Origin of the sequence: Wolbachia endosymbiont (group A) of Anoplius nigerrimus, from assembly GCF_947251795.1 — a bacterium.
In the GTDB taxonomy this organism is placed as follows: domain Bacteria; phylum Pseudomonadota; class Alphaproteobacteria; order Rickettsiales; family Anaplasmataceae; genus Wolbachia.
This window is the reverse complement of the sequence record NZ_OX366385.1, coordinates 89,064-109,191: the sequence shown is the minus strand read 5'-3', so window position 1 is coordinate 109,191 and position 20,128 is coordinate 89,064. Positions and strand designations below refer to the sequence as shown.

The 20,128-nt window shown below is 34.5% G+C and carries 14 protein-coding genes and 1 tRNA gene; 5 read left to right on the top strand and 10 right to left on the bottom strand.

The window, feature by feature from the left end:
- Positions 1-96: 96 nt before the first annotated feature.
- The 8 genes from OPR26_RS00600 to OPR26_RS00565 form a co-directional block, all read right to left on the bottom strand.
- A complete protein-coding gene (locus OPR26_RS00600; RefSeq protein WP_265015937.1) occupies positions 97-978 on the bottom strand; it encodes a P44/Msp2 family outer membrane protein in 882 nt (293 codons plus the stop codon).
- 108 nt (positions 979-1,086) lie between these two features.
- The gene (locus OPR26_RS00595; protein ID WP_265015936.1) at positions 1,087-3,105 is read right to left on the bottom strand and encodes a type IV secretory system conjugative DNA transfer family protein; all 2,019 of its coding nucleotides are present in this window, start codon (positions 3,103-3,105) and stop codon (positions 1,087-1,089) included.
- Positions 3,106-3,133: 28 nt separating this feature from the next.
- On the bottom strand, positions 3,134-4,126 hold the full coding sequence (virB11, locus tag OPR26_RS00590; protein ID WP_253302143.1) for a P-type DNA transfer ATPase VirB11: 993 nt from the start codon (positions 4,124-4,126) through the stop codon (positions 3,134-3,136).
- Position 4,127: 1 nt separating this feature from the next.
- Positions 4,128-5,624, bottom strand: coding sequence for a TraB/TrbI/VirB10 family type IV secretion system protein (locus OPR26_RS00585; RefSeq protein WP_265015935.1), 1,497 nt, complete (start codon positions 5,622-5,624; stop codon positions 4,128-4,130).
- A gap of 16 nt (positions 5,625-5,640) precedes the next feature.
- Positions 5,641-6,441, bottom strand: a complete 801-nt coding sequence (gene virB9 / locus OPR26_RS00580; RefSeq protein WP_250295789.1) for a P-type conjugative transfer protein VirB9 — start codon at positions 6,439-6,441, stop codon at positions 5,641-5,643.
- The gene (locus OPR26_RS00575) at positions 6,428-7,108 is read right to left on the bottom strand and encodes a VirB8 family type IV secretion system protein (protein ID WP_253302145.1); all 681 of its coding nucleotides are present in this window, start codon (positions 7,106-7,108) and stop codon (positions 6,428-6,430) included. The genes virB9 and OPR26_RS00575 overlap by 14 nt, the downstream gene beginning before the upstream one ends.
- 72 nt (positions 7,109-7,180) lie before the next feature.
- The gene (locus tag OPR26_RS00570; protein ID WP_265015934.1) at positions 7,181-8,263 is read right to left on the bottom strand and encodes a GTP cyclohydrolase II; all 1,083 of its coding nucleotides are present in this window, start codon (positions 8,261-8,263) and stop codon (positions 7,181-7,183) included.
- A gap of 31 nt (positions 8,264-8,294) precedes the next feature.
- Positions 8,295-8,382: transfer RNA gene (locus tag OPR26_RS00565), tRNA-Leu, on the bottom strand.
- A gap of 190 nt (positions 8,383-8,572) precedes the next feature.
- On the opposite strand from OPR26_RS00565, the gene OPR26_RS00560 reads away from it, so the two are divergent.
- Entirely contained in the window at positions 8,573-9,838 is a 1,266-nt protein-coding gene (locus tag OPR26_RS00560; RefSeq protein WP_265015933.1) for a metallophosphoesterase family protein, read from the top strand.
- 27 nt (positions 9,839-9,865) lie between these two features.
- Here the strand turns inward: OPR26_RS00560 and dnaA are convergent, their stop codons facing one another.
- Positions 9,866-11,248, bottom strand: a complete 1,383-nt coding sequence (dnaA, locus tag OPR26_RS00555; protein ID WP_253309363.1) for a chromosomal replication initiator protein DnaA — start codon at positions 11,246-11,248, stop codon at positions 9,866-9,868.
- Between the two features lie 325 nt (positions 11,249-11,573).
- Here dnaA and OPR26_RS00550 point away from each other — a divergent pair, with 325 nt between their 5' ends.
- Positions 11,574-12,311, top strand: a complete 738-nt coding sequence (locus OPR26_RS00550) for a type I glutamate--ammonia ligase (protein WP_265015932.1) — start codon at positions 11,574-11,576, stop codon at positions 12,309-12,311.
- 3 nt (positions 12,312-12,314) lie between these two features.
- On the opposite strand, the gene OPR26_RS00545 is transcribed toward OPR26_RS00550, so the two are convergent.
- On the bottom strand, positions 12,315-12,893 hold the full coding sequence (locus OPR26_RS00545; RefSeq protein WP_265015931.1) for a hypothetical protein: 579 nt from the start codon (positions 12,891-12,893) through the stop codon (positions 12,315-12,317).
- Positions 12,894-13,068: 175 nt separating this feature from the next.
- On the opposite strand from OPR26_RS00545, the gene OPR26_RS00540 reads away from it, so the two are divergent.
- The 3 genes from OPR26_RS00540 to infB all read left to right on the top strand — a co-directional run bounded on the left by OPR26_RS00540 (position 13,069) and on the right by infB (position 20,119).
- Positions 13,069-16,134: an efflux RND transporter permease subunit gene (locus OPR26_RS00540; protein ID WP_265015930.1), complete on the top strand. Its 3,066-nt coding sequence runs from the start codon at positions 13,069-13,071 to the stop codon at positions 16,132-16,134.
- 88 nt (positions 16,135-16,222) lie between these two features.
- On the top strand, positions 16,223-17,794 hold the full coding sequence (nusA, locus tag OPR26_RS00535; RefSeq protein WP_265015929.1) for a transcription termination factor NusA: 1,572 nt from the start codon (positions 16,223-16,225) through the stop codon (positions 17,792-17,794).
- A gap of 9 nt (positions 17,795-17,803) precedes the next feature.
- On the top strand, positions 17,804-20,119 hold the full coding sequence (gene infB, locus OPR26_RS00530; RefSeq protein ID WP_265015928.1) for a translation initiation factor IF-2: 2,316 nt from the start codon (positions 17,804-17,806) through the stop codon (positions 20,117-20,119).
- Positions 20,120-20,128 lie beyond the last annotated feature (9 nt).

The following is a 20,128-nucleotide window of genomic DNA, read 5'->3' as shown; positions in this document are numbered from 1 at the left end:
GTCATCCCAGTGCGTGACACTGGGATCTATATTTACTATGGGTCAAGCCATAGGATGACAGGAACGGTTTTATGCATTTTTTAAAGGGCAACATGTTTAAGCTTTGCTGGCAAAGTGGAAAGTAACACCAGCCTCTATGCCGTGTGTGTGAAACAGTCGATTACCTATACTTATATTTTCTTTGTGTAATTTCTGATCCGATGGTTTTTCACTTTCATTAAGTTTTAATGTCTCTTTTTCACCTGGGTTTTGTTGTTTTTGCATTTCTCCTAACACTTCTGCTTCAAATGTCAGGCCTTCACCAAGAACACCAAAACCTCTATACCCAATATGCATATTTACATCTTCATTTATGCGATAATCAAAGCCAGCTTTCAATTGACCTGCAAGTCTTATTGACGCTTTTTCAAACATCGTCACTCTTGTTGCACCAACTCCAACTCCAACGTAAGGAGAAAAAGAGAAACTGTCACTTTTCCAGTGATGATAAACGTTTGCCATCACAGATGCGTTTTCTACTTGGTCATGATTAACTACGGTTTTATACATATAAGTTTTTTCATCTTTACCACTACCAATCTTCTTTAGGTATGAAACAGTCATTTGATTGCTCATTAAACCAATATTATCTACTTTTACGGAAGAATACATCCCTTCCAATTCAGCTCTATAGCTGTTGTTACCCAATTTTCCTGTGTAACCAAATGCCACATTTGCAGCAAAAGGTGGATTATAATCTCCTTTATACTTACTTAGTAACTGACCTTTTGTACTCATAGCACTCATGTCATTTATAGATACACGGTTATCACCTTTAGCATCAGTATTTCCAATTTTCGCTTTCAGTTCACCCGTGCCGTTATAAAACTGACCGTAATACCCACTACCAAAGTAAAATCCTTCTGTTTCACTTGCAAAAGATTGTTGTGACAACAACAAAGCAAGTGCTGTAACTGCTAATGTTTTTTTACTAATCATTACTACTCCCCTAGTTAAAATAGCCAATCTAATACTAATTAATTAAAAATGGTTTAATATGAAAAACCTAATTATTTTGCACTTTTCTAAGCTAAAAAATAGGCGAAGTCAACCTTTATCTTCGGCTTTATCATCATTTTTCAATTTATCGTCAATATCCTCATCTTCAAATTCATCCTCCTCTTCTTCGTCATCAAACCCATCATCGCTCCTTTCCTCATCATCAAACCCGTCATCATCGTCTTCAAACTTATCATCGATATCTTCGCCTGCAAATTCATCTGATTCATCATACACTGCATCTTCTGTTTTAGTTTCAGCAGGATAATCAACTGAATTAGGTCCCTCAAGAGCATTATTCCCCTCGTTATTAACCTTATCTTTGCTCGCAACGGCAGAAAGAACTTTGTTTGGGTCATATGGTTCTTGTGTAGGCACACGAGTTTGCTTGAGCAGTCTTTTTGTGAAGGTGCTATCACTATAGTACAAAATTTTCTTTGATTTAATTGGGTAAGTTGACTCTATTAAAATTATCTGATCGTCACGTGGCAACATAATAACTTCTTGAGGCAATAGCAATGCCCTCTGTGTTTCAGAGATATGCAACGACCTTGAAGCAGGATTTAAATCTAAAAATTTAGGCTTATTCAACGATTCTTGTTGTACAGTTTTGTTTCCTATAAGTTGCGATATTAAATTAGCTGTTTCAATATTATTGGCTGCAAAAGTTATTCTGTAAGTCGAGTTTGACAAAAAGGAGTTCATTCCTGCTTCTTCGTATATTCCTTTGAGCTGCTCAGTATCTTGAACAATTAAGAATAACCTAACTCGATAACCACGAAAATATGCAATACCTGTTTGAAATTGCTCCATTTTTCCAAGTGTAGGAAACTCATCCATTAAAAACAATACGCCATAAGGCTCGTCATCCGATGGCAATTTCCTACATAAAAACTCAGTTGCCTGTTGGTAAAAAACCTGCATTAAAGGCCTGAGCCTAGTCAAGTTGTCAGGAGTTAAACCAACATAAACTGTAGTTTTCTCCTTTTTAAAATCTAAAATATTAAAATCACTTGACGCAGTTGCAGTATCAATCAATGGGTTTGCCCACAATTCAAGCGATGAGTTCATAGTTGATACAACACCCGATCTTTCTTTATCAGCTTTTTGTAAAAAAGCTGCAATATTCATATATGCTACAGGGTGTAGTATTTTACCCATTGTATCAAGAGCAACAGCAAGATTATAAACTACGTCATCACTACGCATCGTACGCACAACTTCACCAAAAGATTTAACTTTCTCTGGTGCAGCAAGTAAGTATAATACCACTCCAACAAATAAGCTTCTCGCTTCATTTTGCCAAAAGTCTTGTTCAGGCATGATTAGGTTAGCTATTTTTTGCACATCGTCAACCATCTGCCCAGGTTTTTTACTAATCCATTGTAATGGATTGTAACAGTGACTTATTCCATCTGGCTGCGCTGGATTCCATACGTATACTTCTTGTCCTTGTCGTTCTCGCCAACCACTTGTTATTTCATAGTTTTCTAATTTTATGTCGTGTACAATTACCGAGTCAGTCCAAAATAATAAATTAGGAATTACAAAGCCAACACCCTTACCAGAACCTGTAGGTGCAAATAACAATGCATGCTGAAACCCATCAGCAATAAAGTATCCTCTTTTATCTTTACCAAGCAATAACCCCTTTTTGCTTCTTAATCCTGCTTTTCGTATGTCTTTCTCTGATGCCCACTGCGAGTCTCCATGAAGTGATTCTTTCTTTTTAAATGGTCGCCACTCAATTATCCTTTCTCTTAAATTCCATAAGATAATCATTAAAACAACAATAGGCAGTGCAGAAGATATAATTAATGTGATTTTGAGCTCAAGGCTATATAACTCTGGGTGGTGCCAACAATATTGTATATGATCAAAAATTGTTGGCCAAAGAGCTTGAGGGAAAGGCGTCAAACTAGGATTAATTGCCTTAAAATCCACACCATCTGGACCATCAACCAGTAGAAAGAACAATATACCCGATAAAAAGAAGCAAAACTCTAGTACGCTAAAAACTACAACACCCCCTATCAAAATGTTGCGTAGGTGATTTCCATTACTCATAAACTACTTTTTCTTATCATGTATAAATTTAAGTATTTTCATTCGAAGATCTAGTAAATAATATTTCAGAAATGCTTCTTTTGCCCCCACCGGTTCTTTTTAGCTGAATAACAATATCAATCACATTTCTAATGTATGGTATAATTTGGTCTGGAGGAATGCCAAGATTTGCCTGCATAACCATCAATTTTATTTGCTCAAGGGCCATTGTTGGACTATCCGCATGAAGGGTTGATATTGATCCAGGGTGACCAGTATTTATCGCCCTAAGAAAACTAAAAGCTTCCGCTCCACGGAGCTCACCAACTATTATTCTGTCTGGCCTTAAACGTAAGCACGCTTCTATCAAATCTTGAGTGGTTACTTTTGCTCTGCCCTGCCCTCCTTTGGAGGCAATTAGATGGACTTTATTGGGATGATCGTTCAAAACGATTTCCCTTGCATCCTCAACAGTAATAATTCTTTCCTCAGCTGGAATAGCACGCAAAGTAGCATTAGTAAAAGTAGTCTTACCAGTGGAAGTTCCACCGCTAATTATAATATTTTTCTTACTTATTACAGCGTATTCTAAAAACTCTTTTATTTTTTTTTGCCTTAACAGTAAATCCAAATGACGGTCAACTGGATTATCAGTTGCTTCTGTAACAGTTTCAGAAAAAGCCCCCATTTTTTCGTAATCATCGAGTGCTAATTGCATGCTAGAAGGCTTACGAATCGACATGACTACTTTATCAGGTTCACATGCTGGTGGAAATACTATCTGTATACGATAACCATTTGGTAATGTTGCCGAAAGTAACGGCGCTTCTTCGCTAAGTTTTTGTTCTGTAGCTTGAGCAATCAGTCTGCCAAGAGATTTCAAATGGTTAAGATCGAATACTTCTAATTTTTCACACCTTATTTCACCGCGATTTTCAATCCATACTTCCTTTGGCTTATTTATTGATATTTCATTTACGCCTTCTTCTTGAAATATGCCTTGTAATGGCTCCAAATATGTATCAAGTGCAGCATAGTTCATTTCATTGATTTAATATTGCCTGTGGAGGAAATACTATATCTTGGTTAACAAATACTTTCAATGCAGTGCCTTGATCGACATAAATAGTTGGTTTTTTATCTGTATATCTGCCCACTATATCTCGCATGTCTTTAGAAAAATCCTCGATTGATTTCCCGATTGCTTCATCATAAACAGATTTGCTTCTTTTCTGAGTTTGCCTCAACAGTTGACGTACATCGTCTAAAGTTATACCGATATCGTCACTAGTAATTGCATCAACTCCACTAGCTCCAGAACTTTTTATCACACTTACTATTTCTTCCTTTATTATTCTCAGTAAATCCTGATCACTTTTAGCATTCCGAATTTTTTCAATAGCCCTAAGACCCAATTTCCATTTTTCGTCTCCTACCTTCCCAACTTCAGTTTTTATAGCATCCTCCAATCTCTCAACAATAGCCCCTTTGAGAGAAGAAATATCTATTTCAGTTGCAGTGATGGATCTCACCGCATCCATAGCAGTTAGCGTATCAATAAGATTAGAAGCCTTTTGACCTACAACAGCTGAACCAATTGAAACACCAGCAAGTGCCACTGAAGAGAATAACGCACTTACTATTTTGTTATCAACTACTCCAGCTATTCCTGCTCTGCCAAGTTCATCCGTACCAAGTGATGAGATAGCAATATCTATTCCATGTGGCAGAATCACTCTGTTCCAATTTATATTTACACGAGCTCTTGCGACATTCGAGTCAAATGAATAACTGCCTATCAATCTTGAGCCTTTAGGTATTAAAACTGTATCACCAGTTTCTGCATAAACATCTCTACTCACCATAGCACGCAGCATTCCTTGCAGATCAGAGTTTATTGCAGTTTCAAGAACGGCATCAATAATTTTACCTTGAGTAACCATTAAACCAAGCTTTCCTACTCTGGTAGCTTTGCTCGATTGTGCTGAAGTGTCAGATAAAATAGCATCAGCAGCCTTATTCTCTCCACCATCACTTGAAATTGTTAACATTTGTGCACTACGTCTGTCTCTAGGATAACCGCCACCCCCTATTGTAGGAAACGAGGTAGGTAAATTGCCCATAACATTACTAGAAGGAAAATTTTGCTTTGGCAAAATAGGTATATTTGACACAGGAGTTTCTTTTGGTTTCTCTTCTTCTTTTCTAATTTGTTTTATTTCTGGTATGATTGGTGGTATAGGAAGAGGAGGTAAGGGTGGTAAGGGATCAGTTATTATTCTTTCAGGAACCATTACATTATCTGGAACTTGTTCCAACTTTCCTTTCAATTCTTGAACGTTTTGCTTTGTTTCCTCTTTTTTAATAACTTCTGAACCCTCTTTATGAGAAGGACTAAAATAGAGATAATACACTCCACCAACCAGAAGCACTAAAATAATGACCATCAATGCCCTATGACCTTGATTAGAGCCAACTGTTACTACCTTGTTCTCTATTTCTGATTCATCTTCTGAATTGTTACGCCTTTCTTTATTCATATTGCATATACCACAGCTAAAGCGACCTATTTATAATTTCAACTTCACCATCTTCATAACGCATAAATAGCTTTTTATGTACTCCTTTTATTATAACATAATCATCAAATAACAGCCTTTTACAAGGTTTATCCTCCTCTTCTACAAAAATCTGAGGTATTTTATTATTATTTCTAAATTTTAAGTAGGTTAAATAACCATCATCAAATAGCTCAATCGGAACTATATCTGCATTACCACCTTCATCAATATATGTATAATTGTACTTCGTATCATTTTCTTGTATTATTTTTTCTGGCTTGTCTGTAGTATATTGCATTTGAGTAGGTAAAGAAACCTCATCTAAATCAACATCAAATTCACCTTCTTCTTGAGGATAATAAAAACGTACTACGTAAGATATATCCTTTTCAGCAGAATAATCGTGACCCACTTTCTTAGCATCAGTGTCTGGGTATTTATCGTAGTTTGGCCTTGAGATTAAATCAAAAATGTAATTTCTTTTTTTAGTTGTTGTAATAATCATGTTAGTGCGACTACTAACTTCAAATGGCATGATAAGCAATTTATTGTCATAAGGATTAATTTTCCAACTTGATGCATCACCAACAGCGATATTTTTAACTTTTTCTCCTTCCGCAAATTCAATGTAAGAATAGTAACCCTGACTAAAAACCACCGTAAATACTTCATTAGGGCTATACACAAAAGTCTTTATTCTACTATCTACAGAAATAGGCTCATTATAATTAATGGATGCGTTTAAATTGCCACTTACAAGTAAAGCTAAAACTAATAATATCCTATACATATTCATCATCTACTCTATATGAAATAACTTGAAATCCTAATGGGTTAATATATCTTTGCTGATCATCCATTTCAAGCGATGCATATCTATATGACATAATAACTATCTTATTTTTTCTTGTGGAACTTCCATCTTTCCGTATAAATTCCACAAAAAACCTCACCTGAAGAGCATCGTTACCCAATTTTTGAATTGAGCGAATTTTAAATTCACTTTTGGTATCTGAATATAAATTAAAAAGATCATCCATATTCTGCGATCCTATATAATTTCTAAATTCATTATACACATTAGGTGAGGAAAACAACCTCACCTTTGTATAATAGTTATAATTATAATGATATGGATCAAAAACCTCCCTTGCTTTTATATACTCTGAAATAAAATAATCGTTTAGCGCTTCATCTGCAGAATACTCTTTTACTGTGACAGGATCAACCAATTGCACTATTCCTGATTTCTTGTCAATTTCTATAACAAATGGCTCAATAGTGCTACTTGTGCTAATTTTAAATATGACTAATATGCTGATAGAGATCGTTGCTAATAATATTAATGCAAATAAAAGTAGAATATTTCTTTGAGCAATAACTGTGCTGTAGCGGTCTGAATTCCAATTTATATCCTTATCTAAGGATTCAGTATTTTTTTCTCGCTTAAAAAATCTTAGCATTTTAGTATTCCTAAAAATCTTAACTTATGTTAATAAACATAGCAAATTAACAAAGTAGTTACAACAAAAAAGCTAAAAAACTCTTAACTTATGGCCTAGCTTACCAAACTTTGTCTCCATATACGAATCGTTATATTTATTACGTTCCACAATAAGTGGTAGACACTTTGTAACTCCTATACCACTACTTTCCAATTCTGACAATTTCCTATTATTGTTTGTAAGTAATTGGATTTTGTTAATGTTCAATTTCTTAAGCATTTTAGCTGCAACAGCAAAACTCCTTTCATCATCTTCAAAACCTAATATTCTGTTTGCATCAACAGTATCAAGATTATGTCCTCTTTGCACACCGTACGCTCTTAACTTATTAGTTAAACCAATGCCTCTTCCATCTTGCATCAAATACAATATAATACCACTTCCAGAGTCAGCTATCATTTGAATTGCTTGATGTAACTGACTTCTGCAATCGCATGATAAGCTATCTAACAAGTCACCCGTATAGCACGAAGAATGAATTCTTACTAATGGTTCGCCATCTTTATCTGGATTGCCAATGATAATTGCATGATGTTCTCTTCCACCACTTTCGGTTCTATAAGATATGATATTTACTTCTTGAGTCTGTTTTAAAAATAATGATGTTTTGCACACTTCATATACATCCTGATTTTCTTGAAAATTATTTATGAATGACGTGTCCAGTGCAATAACGTCATTTTTCTCGCACCAATTTCGCATTTCATGATTATTCTCAAAAGTCATATCAGCCACTAACGCGTATGGCAATAATTCTGAGAACTTAAGCAAGGCAATAGCACATTCATCTATTGTCTTTGAGCATTGCAACTCTTTTATGCAATCTTCCTTTGAACAGTTTATTAAATGGAGCAGTTCATCAAAATTATTCACCAACAGACGTTTGCTGTTATGTTCTTTATTCTGAGATATGTATTTTACCTTACTTGAAGTTAAAGTAACATATACATTACTTGATATAAGCTTGTATTGATTAAATAAATCTCTTTCTAAAGCCTCAGCAGCAGCGAACAATAGGTAATTACTTTTATCATATATTACAATTGGCCGGCCGCGCCTGACTTCGCTGATAGCTCTTTCTACCTTATTGCTACTCTGATTTCCTATAAACATTTTTACCCATATTAAGCAGCTATGAAAAAACTGGTGCGGCCGAGAAGACTTGAACTTCCAAGGCCTTATGAGCCACAGCGACCTCAACGCTGCGTGTCTACCAATTCCACCACGGCCGCACTATATTCTAGTTTTTATATAATTATTTTAAATTATTTAATCATTTTAGAATTTTTCATCTAGAGTGTCAATCTGATACTAGAATAATTTGGAAATTGCTTGTATAATTTGATTATGAATTTTGTGATTATAAATTTTAATCATTTAAGACAACCTTACTACTAATTTTTAACTTAGGTTTTTATACAAATGAATGTAGCTAATATCTTTATTTTTTTAGCTCTCTCTCTTATAACTAGCTTTCATTTCGTCCATGCACAGATATTATACACATGGTCTCAAGTTATCCCAGAAAATAAATTAAGCATACGTGCAATTACAGACAATGACATGTGTCCCATTGTTTATGTCGATGGCGAGGAAATAGAAATGCTGAATCGCAGCTCAATTAACAATGGTGATCATAACGAAACAGTTTGTGAACTGACAGTACAAACAAGTGCCAAAAACATTAGTATTGAGGATCTACGAGTTCCTATATTACCAGAAAAGGTTAATAAAATCGCTTTTATTGGTGATACGGGTTGTAGAATAAATATGTTATTTCAGCAGGAATGTAATTCGGTAGATAGCTGGCCTTTAAAAAAAAATTTAGATTCAATCGCCCTTCATAAACCAGATTTAATTATCCATGTTGGTGATTATCATTATAGACAAACAAAATGTAGAAATACAAAAAAGTGTGGCGATATTTATGGATATAATAAAGAAGTTTGGTACGCTGATTGGTTTGAGCCTGCAAAGGATATTTCATTACAATCCCCTTTCCTTTTTGTTCGTGGAAACCATGAGAGTTGTGATAGAGCTTATGAAGGATGGTTCAGGTATCTAGATTCATACCCCTTTTCGTCTGAAAAATGTGGAAACTTCGTTTCTAGTTGGTCCTTAGATGCTGGACCGATGAAATTTTTTATCTTCGACTCTTCATCCGGTAAGGATATTTTTACAACCCAAAGCACAATTGATGCTTTTGAAAGGCAATTTGATAAATTGATACAAGATAAGCCCACGTGGTTTTTAACTCATAAACCGCTTTGGAGATCTCCAAAAAAAGAATTTTTGACATTAAAAAGCCATGGTAATCTTACACAAATTGAAGCTTTTGGAGATAAATTTCCAAGCAATGTCACTACCATAGTTTCTGGCCACATTCATATAGCCCAGATTTTATTAATGGATAATGTTCCAGACCAGATTATAGTTGGAAACGGTGGTGCATTATTACACGCTCAAGATCAAGAGCCTGTTTATCAAAATGTAGAATTTGACTATTCAAATGGTAGAAACTACTTAGCACACGGGGTTAGAAACTTTTTCGGTTTTGGCTTTGCAATACTAAACTTAGATGATTACAAATTTACCTTCTATAATCAACACAATAAGGAAATGTATTCTGCGAAGCTAACAGAAGATTTTAAACTTAAACGAATTAAAACTATAGTCGATTCATTTTAGGACTTGTTATTAGCTATTTTAAAAACGCTACTTAAACATTTTTTTTAATCGATTGATTTCATCAGCAAATTTTGAGTCGGTCTTTATAAAATTTTCTACTTGTTTTACTGCATGTATAACGGTAGCATGGTCTCTGCCACCAAAGTTTCTCCCAATATCTGGTAGGCTTTTTTGCGTAAATTTTTTGGCAAAATACATAGCTATTTGTCTTGGCCTTGCAAGACTGCGAAGTCTTCTATTGGATTGCATATCTGCAACCTTTATATTGAAAAATTCAGCTACTTTCTTTTGTATTTCTTCTATTGTGATTGACCTATGATTTGACCTAAGAAGATCGATTAGGGTTTCACTAGCTGATTCTACCGTCATACTTCTTCCAATTAATGAGGTATGGGTAACCTTATTTAATGCTCCTTCTAATTCTCTTATATTAGATTTTATATTCCTTGCTAAAAATTCTAGGACATCTTTCGGAACATACATATTCATCTGCTCCACTTTTGCCTGCAATATACCAAGCCTTAATTCAAAAGTTGTTTCATTAATATCTGCCACCAACCCCCAACCGAGTCGTGATCTTATTCTTTCTTCCACTCCATCAAGATCACTAGGAGACCTATCAGCTGATATAACCAATTGCTTATTTTGGTCTATCAATGCATTGAAAGTGTGAAAAAATTCTTCTTGTGTACTATCTTTACCACTGATAAATTGCACATCATCTACCATCAATACATCTACTGATCTAAATTGCTCTTTAAATAACATAATATCTTTGCTTCGCAGCGCTGTAATATATTGGTACATGAATTTCTCTGCTGATAAATATACCACTTTTCTTTTTTCTGATGGGGAATTGACTATGTGCCAAGCTATAGCATGCATTAGATGTGTTTTACCAAGTCCCACTCCACCATATAGAAACAAAGGATTGCTGCCTAATATTGGATCTATAGATTCTGCCACACGCTTTGCCGCTGTAAATGCTAATTCATTTGGCTTTCCCACTACAAAATTATCAAAGGTGAACCTTGGATCCAGCGGCGAACCAAGATTATGATTACTTTCCTCTCTGTTTTTTAGTATAACATTAAAATTTGAATTCCTTTCCTCAATTACTTGAATATCAATAGAACGTATACTTTTATCTTCGCTTTGCCATAATGATAATATTTTTTTCATGTAATGAACTGTAATCCACTCTTTTATAAACCTTGTTGACACAGATAAAAGAACTTCCCCATTTCTGCTACTGACAAATTTTAGCGAACTCAGCCAGCTGTTATATGTTGCTTCTCCATAAAGATTATAAAGACAATTTTGGATTTTTTCCCAAGTAACATTGTGATCCGTTACTGTAATAATCTGATCAAAAAACATAGTAGAAACCTTAGGGCTAGTTAAGTTCATATACCACACCAAGAAAAAAGCAATAATTAGAAAAATATAAGATAATCAATAGCTTGCTGCAAAATGAAAAGCTAATACTACTTAATACATACTAAAAATTATGGTGATTTTTTGATGGGTTGTAAAGGGTATAAAAACACTAAAATTGATCATTTTTATTTCAAAAAATGAAAAATTTGTAAATGTCGCTTGTATCGAGGATTAGAAGCATGCTATTAAAAATAGTAATACATTATGTATAAATAAGATGTTAAATTTACTGGCAAATAAGTAAAGTATTCATATAAATATAGCTAACCTAATATAGATTTACTGAAGCAAGTTTATGATTATATTAAATAATTTGAGTTGTCATGCTGTATTCGGTATTGAACTAGAGTTTTATATTGAGGGAATAGAAAAAGAATATTTATTTCTGAATAGCATCAAAAATAAAATAGCATCTCTTGAATTTTCTTGCGAGAAGGAAAATTCTACACATCAATATGAGATAAAGAGTGGTTGTTATACAAACTCCGACAATTTAATCAAGCATTTTGAGTTAGCAAAACAATTACTTACTGAAGTAGCACAAAAACTTGGCGGGAATGTTTCTTTTAAAGCAAAGCCTTATTTGGATAGAGCAGGCAGTGCATTAAATGTGCATGTTAATCTCGTGAATTCAAATAACGATAACTTATTTTATATCAATGAGCAAAAGTATAGTGATTATTTGATTCATAGTATTGGTGGATTATGCGCAATGATGAAAAAACATATGTTGTTTTTTGCTCCAAATGATGATTCATATTTAAGATTTCAGTATCCGGATGTTCATACTCCAACTACGATTAGTTGGGGGATAAATAACAGAACTGCTGCGATAAGAATTCCCTATTTTGGCAACGATTTCAAAAGATGCCGCCTGGAGCACCGCGTTCCCGGAGCAGATTGTGACCTTGAAAAAGTACTCACAGCAATAATTGAAGGTATAGTTTTTGGTATAGAGAACAAAATTGCTCCGCCAAATAGAGTGTATGGCATTGCATCTGATTTTCAATATGAGATGGAGAGTTTGATATAAACTCTAACCACGTTGGTTAACAATATCTTCCATAGTTAGCCGCTCTGGCATTCTCATTGAATCACTAGTGACAAAAGTTTTTGGAGCACTGGCAACTTTTGTGATTTCCTGGTAATATCCATTCATATGCATAGGAGGGGATCGCATTAAATCCATATAGTTCGTTGCGTATCTAGTCTGACTTGTATCATCAGCCCCAGCAAGTGAGTTACCGTCAAGGTCCATATGTTCAGGTAGTCCATTTTTCATTTTTTCTTCTGCTCTTTTCCTTATTATTTCTTCTTCTAACTCAGCTTCAGTTTTTTCTGATTCTTCTACGGTATCTTTTTCTTCACCTTCATCAACACTGCTATACCCTTCATCTTCTGAAACACCAGTAATTTCAGCAGGCTGTTCTTTTTTAGTTCTTATTTTATGAATCAGCAAAAGTAATAAGTAAGTAACTGCAGCAGCAGAAACGATAATGGCTATCTTTGCGGCAATGTGGATTGCTGTTAAAAATATTAAAGCTGATAAAGCTCCAGCTAACCCAGATGTAATAACTTTATTCTTGCCTTTTGTTACATTTAAAATTGCCACCATAATAACCTCTCAAATACTGTTCTAGAATTATTATACAGAAATTTTCTTATACTTGCAACTTTGCGAAAATTTTAATTGTTTGCGTAAAGTTTTAAAGCTATACAAGGATTAATTAATATGCAATGTATCTCGACTATAATATTGTACAAACGCACATATTTAGTTAACATTCAACATGCAGAGCTTACTCATAGAGCGAAACAGGGCGGTGGTATTATTACTTATAGTAATTTTTATCTTCGGTTCATACGTTTATGTAAAAATGCCAAGGGAAAGTAACCCTGATATACAGATTCCTATAATCAGCGTGTTTGTTGGACTTCCTGGGATTTCTGCTCAAGATAGTGAAAAGCTATTAGTGCTTCCTATAGAAAATGAACTAAGATCCATCGAAGGTGTAAGAGAATTGAGAGCTTTTGCAACTAATGATGGTGCTCACATGATACTCGAATTTGGAACAGAGTATGATAATAAAGAAGTGCTCGATAATGTCCGTTCAAAGCTTTCAAACATAAAATCAAAATTACCTGTTGAAGCGGAATCTCCGATAATCAATGAAACAAACTTGAGCTTATCTCCGATACTCAATGTCGGCTTAATTGGTAATTTGCCAGAAAGAGCCTTAACTGAAATAGCACGCAAGCTAAAGAAAAAGATAGAATCTCTGCCAAATGTTCTCAAAGTTGAAGTGGCGGGTATACGTAAAGAAACAGTAGAAGTTATAATTGAGCCCACAGTTCTAACAAAATATAACATTCAATCAAACGAAATATTCCAAGCTATATCAAGCAATAATAGACTAGTGGGAGCTGGGTCACTGGCCGGTAAATATTCGATTAAAATATCAGGGTTATTAAAAGACATAGAAGATATTATGAATATTCCTATTAGATCTCAAGGCGATGCAGTTTTAAGAATCAAAGATATAGCAAAAGTATACCCTAGGTTTGAGGATCACCAAGGGTTTGCTCGCATTAATGGATTACCTAGTGTCGTGCTAGAAATTTCAAAACGTAACGGAAAAAACATAATAGACACAGTAAATCAAGTAAAATACTTAATGGATAAGGCAAAAGATCAATTACCTGAAAATTTAAAAGTGGTGTACTTAAATGACCAGTCAAAAAACGTCCGCGATGTGCTTGATGACTTGGAAAACGGCATAATATTTGCTGTGTTGTTAATATTGATCATAATGATGCTTTCTATGGGAACAAGGATTGCTATTCTTGTGGCACTCTCGATACCCGGTTCCTTTCTCATCGGGATAATAGCTCTTTACTTTATGGGCATAACTTTAAATATCGTTGTGCTCTTCAGTTTAATTATGGCTGTTGGCATGCTGGTTGATGATGCAATTGTGATCAGCGAATATGCCGATAGAAAGATGATCTGCGGAATGGACAAAGTAGAAGCCTTTCACACTTCAGTTCGTGATATGTTTTATCCGGTTCTATCATCGACGTTAACTAAATTAGCAGTGTTTTTTCCTCTGTTATTCTGGCCTGATACTGTTGGTAAATTCATGCAGTACATACCAATTACAATAATTCTAACTTTGACTGGATCGCTCATTATGGCTTTGGTTTTTATACCAACACTTGGTGCAATATTTGGCAAGCCTTTGATAACTTCAAAAAAAGAAATAAAAAAAATGAGTGCCATAGAAAGTGGTGAGATAAAAAATGCTGGGCCTATAATAAGAGCTTACATACGCATGCTAGAGAAGGTTTTAGATCATCCTAAAAAATTCATATGTGCTACTGTATTCGTCCTATTTTCATTTAGTGTGCTGTACTTTACCTCTGGTCCTGGAGTGAAGTTTTTTCCGAAAGTGGATTCAGATAATATTTTAATCAGTGTTAAAGCAAAAGAAAGCTTATCAGCCAAAGAACGGGATCTGATACTCAAAGAAGTGGAAGAACGCATTTTGAGCGTTGAAAAAGAAATTCATGTTTCTTATGCTAGATCAGGAGCATTTCCAGACAACGTTATCGCCAGAATTCAACTAGAACTTATGGATTGGCGCTTCAGGCGCAAAGCTAAACACATATTAAACGATATAAGAAGCAGTGTGCAAGACATGAAAGGAATAATAATTAATGTTCAAGAGAAAAAGTTAGGACCGTCGGCTGACAAGCCAATACAAATTAACCTCAGCGGAAGTGCATCCAATCTGAATTTAGCAGCAGAGAAAATTCTAAAAATTATGGACCAACCTTCATCCGGGTTTATAAATATTCAAGATAGCAGATCAGCACCTGAAATAGAGTGGAATATGAGTGTTGATAAGAGTAAGGCTACAAGTTCTGGAGTAAGTGTTGCAACCATTGGCGATTTTATAAAGATGGTTACAAATGGAGTGTTGATTGGAAAATATAGACCAAATAACACGGATGAAGAAATCGATATTGTACTCCGTTTCCCCAGAAGGGACCGCAACATGAAGACTATAGATAATCTTTTTATCAATACAGTTAATGGCCCGTATCCTATGAGCAACATAGTAAAATATGCTCCCGAAAAAAAGGTAAACAAACTAAATAGGATTGATGGATTACGTACAGTGACAATTTCCGCTGATGTGGATATGGGCTATCTTGTTAATGAAAGAGTAAAGTTCATTCAGAATTCTATTGCCCAGGATTGGGACAAGGGAGTAAAAATTGATTTTAAAGGCGACAAAGAAGATCAACAAAAATCAGGAACATTTTTGTTAAAGGCTTTTATATTAGCAATTACACTAATGATATTGGTATTAGTGACACAGTTTAATAATGTATACCATACATTTATCGTAATGACAGCAGTGTTTTTATCCACAACATGTGTGTTTTTTGTTTTCTTTCTTATCCAACAAGTTTTCGTAGTTGTTATGTGTGGAGTGGGGATAATTGCTTTGGCAGGAATTATAGTGAATAATAACATACTATTGCTTGATGCCTTTCATCACCAAATTAAGGTACACAAAAATGACATCAAGCGATGTGTAATAAACGCTGCAATTTCTCGCGTTAGGCCAATATTGCTTACCGTTGCAACCACAGTTCTTGGTTTAATACCGATGATTACCAGGTTAAATATCAATTTTTTTACGCTACAAATCACATATGATGCTCCATCAAGCCAGTGGTGGGTTGACATTTCAACAACCATAGCAAGTGGAATATTGGCTGCAACGGTCTTAACTTTATTCTTTACTCCTGCGTTGCTTGTCATACAAAGACATGAAAAAACTTGACTTAAATTAGCAATCATTTAACATTTAAGATAGCGTTCTTTGCCCGTTGAAGCTATAATTATAACTAATTACATTGGATTTATTTATTATGATTGCTAATCGTAAAAGCAGTGTTAAGCAGAAAAGTAACAAGAATAACATAGTTGGAAGCCTTGATGTAATAAAAACAGCAGGAGAACTTTCACTTCAAAAAGGTTTAGATTTTAATGTTGTAATAAAGGCACTAGAAAGTGCTATAGAAGCAGTGGCTTATCAAAAATATGGTAGCAAAAGTAAAATTGTAGTTAATATAGATAGAAATACAGGCAAAGTTACTTCATACAGAAAACTAAAAGTTATTGATGACGAATCAGATGGAGAAAAGAATACTGAGTATGAATCAATTACGCTGACACAAGCTAAATTAATAAAAGGAGATGCAAAAGTTGGAGATACTGTTAGTGAATTGCTCTCTCTTAACACCGATCTTGCTTCAGCAAGGATTGCCCAGCAAAAGATTGCTCAAATAATTAAAGATGAAGAGTCAAAAAAGCAATATGAGGAATTTAAAGATAAGGTGGGAGAAATAAGGTATGGTATTGTTAAACAGGTAGAATATTCAGATCTTATTATAGACATAAATGGCACTAGGGCATATCTTCCATTGCGAAATTTGACCGGTGGTGAATCATTTCGTGAAGGCGATAAGGTTAAAACTTACATACAGACCGTTAAGCGCTCTGATGATGGACGTCAAATTATTCTTTCTAGGACTCATGAAGGCTTTTTAGAGGCATTATTAAATCAAGAAATACCAGAAATTGCTGACGGGTTAGTAACAATTAAAGGTATAGCTAGAGACGCCGGCTCAAGGTCTAAGGTTGCTGTTTTCTCTCCTGACAAGAACATTGATCCAGTAGGTGCTTGTGTTGGAGTTAAGGGAGATAGAATAAAAACTATTATACACGAATTAAATGGTGAAAAAATTGACGTTATAAATTACTCCTCAGATTTGGGTCAATTTGTTATTAAAGCCATTACTCCTGCAGAAGTATCGAAGGTTATTATTGATGAAAATGAAAATTGCATAGAGTTAATAGTTGCTGAAGATCAATTGAGTTTAGCTATAGGAAAAAAGGGCCAGAATGTAAGATTAGCTTCAGAGCTTGTTGGATGGAAAATTGAGATATTAAGCACTCAGCAGGAATCAGAAAGGCGAAGTAAAGAACTTAGTCAATGTTCAGCTTTATTTGCTGAAGCTTTAAACTTAGAAGAGATTATGGGTCAGCTATTGGTAACAGAAGGTTTTTCAAGCGTAGAAGATATATCCAACGCTTCAATTAAAGAGCTTGCTTCAATAGAGGGCTTTAATGAGGATATTGCAAACGAACTTCATAATAGAGCAAACAAGTATCTGAAAGCAGAAAATGATAGAAAAATAGAAGAGCTAAAAAGTTTGGGTATGGAAGATGATGTAATCAATTTAACTTTATCAATAGACAATAAAATTGCTCTTAGTAAACATGATATTAAGACTTTAGAGGACATAGCAGATTTATCAAGTTATGAGTTTTGCAGCATACTCTCTTCCTCAGCTGATAATAAGGTGAATTCAGAAAATCTAAAAGATACAGTAGACTCAATAATCATAGAAGCACGTAAAAAGCTTGGGTTAATATAATAAAATAATATGAATAATGAAGATATCAGTAATAAAAAATTAACGCTCCAAGGCTTAAGCAAGCTTAAATTAGACCTCAATTTAAACTCTTCAGCTAGTCCAAGTACTGGAGCTACAATAGTAAAAAAAAGAAGAAAAAAATCTCATGATGCAGAAGAACATAATTTATTTGACGAGAGTAAATTAGGTTCTTTAACAGAGAAAGAACAAATTTTCCGCATTAATGCTGTGCAGAATGCTGCTTTGCTGAAAGAAAGAAATCAGAGAGAAGAAAAAGAGAAAACAGCAAAAGAAGACAGCAATAAAGAGATTGACGAGAAAAATGAAGCGGACGCTTTATCTAAGGAAATAAATAAGCAGGTTTTAAGTAATACCCACTTAGTTGAACCAAAAGAAGATAGTATTGACTATGAGGACGACGATAAAAAGTCTTTTAAGGTCAACAAAGATATATATTCTAAGCATTCTAAACTGGTAATTGCACAGGCAATAGATGAAAAAACTGAACAACTCCCTGTATTTAAGCAAAGATTTGGTATAAGAGGTAGAAAGTCAAAGTTTACTAAGGGTAAAAATATATCAAGAGAAGTTATTGTACCAGACAAAATAACTATCAGGGAGTTATCTATTCGTATGGCAGAAGATAGCAAGAGTGTGCTAAAAATGTTCAAAGAAGAAGTTGGTGAGAGTTATAGAGTAGATGATCTGGTGGATCCAGATATAGCATCTAAAATAGTGGAAAAATTTAATCATAAGGCTAAACGAGTGAGCGATACCAACATAGAAAAGGATTTATTTTTTATAGAAGGAAGAGAAAGCCTGCCTAAAAAACCTAAACCACCAATCGTCACTTTTATGGGACACGTCGATCATGGTAAAACCTCATTGCTCGATGCATTTCGTGAATCTAATGTTGCAGAAAGAGAGTCAGGTGGCATAACTCAACACATAGGTGCTTATCAAATAACGACAAAAGATAAGCAAAAAATTACTTTTATTGATACACCAGGACATGAAGCGTTCACTGCAATGCGTGCATGTGGTGCCAATATTACTAATATAGTTGTAATAGTAGTTGCAGCTGACGATGGAATCATGAAACAAACAATTGAAGCAATAAATCATGCAAAAGCAGCAAATGTTTCTATTATAGTTGCTATTAATAAAATTGATAAATCTGAGCCTGGTGATGTAGAAAAAATAATTAATAGTTTGCCTCAATATGATCTCATCCCTGAAGAGTTCGGTGGTGATGTTATGATTGTGCCAGTATCAGCAAAAAAGAAAACTAATTTAGATAAACTAGAAGAGGCGATTTTGTTAATCGCTGAATTAATGAAGCTAGAAGCAATAGAAGATTGTCGAGCACTTGGATGGGTAATAGAATCCAAAATAGATAAAGCGAAAGGAATATCAGCTACATTGATAGTTGAGGAAGGAACGTTAAAGGTTGGTGATATATTGGTAGTTGGTACAACATACAGCAAAGTACGTAGTATGCTTGGTCAAAGAGAAAAAGCAGCACTACCCTCCGCTCCAATTGAAATTACTGGTCTAAATGGTGTACCAAATGCTGGAGATAAATTTGTTGTTGTAAATTCTGAAAAGCAGGCGCGTGAAATTGTTGAATACAGGCTAGAGTTAATCAAGAAAAAGAAAGAAGATTTGGGCGACAATAATTTAGATATATTCAGTCGTAATAACAGCGAAACAGAAGAACTATCTGTAGTTTTAAAGTGCGATGTAACTGGTTCTATTGAAGCAATATCAAGTTCAATTGATAAACTCGGTAAAGACCAAGTGAAATTAAATATCCTACACAAAGCAGTAGGAGGGATAACAGATTCAGATGTGCTGCTTGCAGAAGCATCAAGTGCAGTAATTTTAGCTTTTAATGTAAAAGTGGACTCAAAAATAAGGGACTTGGCAAAACAAAAAGGTATAGAAATACATACTTATAACATAATATACGAGCTCATTGACGACATGAGAATGTATTTAACTAAAATGTTAAAGCCTGTTACACGAGAGGTTCGTGTTGGTTCTGCATCTGTAAGGCAAATATTTAATGTATCTAAAGCTGGTAATATCATTGGATGTTATGTAAGTGATGGAGTCATAAAAAAAGATTCTTTAATTAAGGTAGTGCGCAATAGTAAATTGGTGCATGAAGGAAAGTTAAAAGCACTACGTAGATTTAAAGATGATGTTAAAGAAGTAGGTGTAAACTTTGAATGCGGAGTATCACTAGAGGGTAATGTCGATATTAAAGTTGGAGATATTTTAGAAGCTTATCAATTAGTGCAAGAAGAAAGGGTATTATAGTAGCTGGAT

What these genes read in the sequence shown, in the direction of transcription:
- OPR26_RS00600 (WP_265015937.1), bottom strand. Translation starts at nt 978, where the DNA reads ATGATTAGTAAAAAAACATTAGCAGTTACAGCACTTGCTTTGTTGTTG.
- OPR26_RS00595 (WP_265015936.1), bottom strand. Translation starts at nt 3,105, where the DNA reads ATGAGTAATGGAAATCACCTACGCAACATTTTGATAGGGGGTGTTGTA.
- virB11 (WP_253302143.1), bottom strand. Translation starts at nt 4,126, where the DNA reads ATGAACTATGCTGCACTTGATACATATTTGGAGCCATTACAAGGCATA.
- OPR26_RS00585 (WP_265015935.1), bottom strand. Translation starts at nt 5,624, where the DNA reads ATGAATAAAGAAAGGCGTAACAATTCAGAAGATGAATCAGAAATAGAG.
- virB9 (WP_250295789.1), bottom strand. Translation starts at nt 6,441, where the DNA reads ATGAATATGTATAGGATATTATTAGTTTTAGCTTTACTTGTAAGTGGC.
- OPR26_RS00575 (WP_253302145.1), bottom strand. Translation starts at nt 7,108, where the DNA reads ATGCTAAGATTTTTTAAGCGAGAAAAAAATACTGAATCCTTAGATAAG.
- OPR26_RS00570 (WP_265015934.1), bottom strand. Translation starts at nt 8,263, where the DNA reads ATGTTTATAGGAAATCAGAGTAGCAATAAGGTAGAAAGAGCTATCAGC.
- OPR26_RS00560 (WP_265015933.1), top strand. Translation starts at nt 8,573, where the DNA reads ATGAATGTAGCTAATATCTTTATTTTTTTAGCTCTCTCTCTTATAACT.
- dnaA (WP_253309363.1), bottom strand. Translation starts at nt 11,248, where the DNA reads ATGAACTTAACTAGCCCTAAGGTTTCTACTATGTTTTTTGATCAGATT.
- OPR26_RS00550 (WP_265015932.1), top strand. Translation starts at nt 11,574, where the DNA reads ATGATTATATTAAATAATTTGAGTTGTCATGCTGTATTCGGTATTGAA.
- OPR26_RS00545 (WP_265015931.1), bottom strand. Translation starts at nt 12,893, where the DNA reads ATGGTGGCAATTTTAAATGTAACAAAAGGCAAGAATAAAGTTATTACA.
- OPR26_RS00540 (WP_265015930.1), top strand. Translation starts at nt 13,069, where the DNA reads ATGCAGAGCTTACTCATAGAGCGAAACAGGGCGGTGGTATTATTACTT.
- nusA (WP_265015929.1), top strand. Translation starts at nt 16,223, where the DNA reads ATGATTGCTAATCGTAAAAGCAGTGTTAAGCAGAAAAGTAACAAGAAT.
- infB (WP_265015928.1), top strand. Translation starts at nt 17,804, where the DNA reads ATGAATAATGAAGATATCAGTAATAAAAAATTAACGCTCCAAGGCTTA.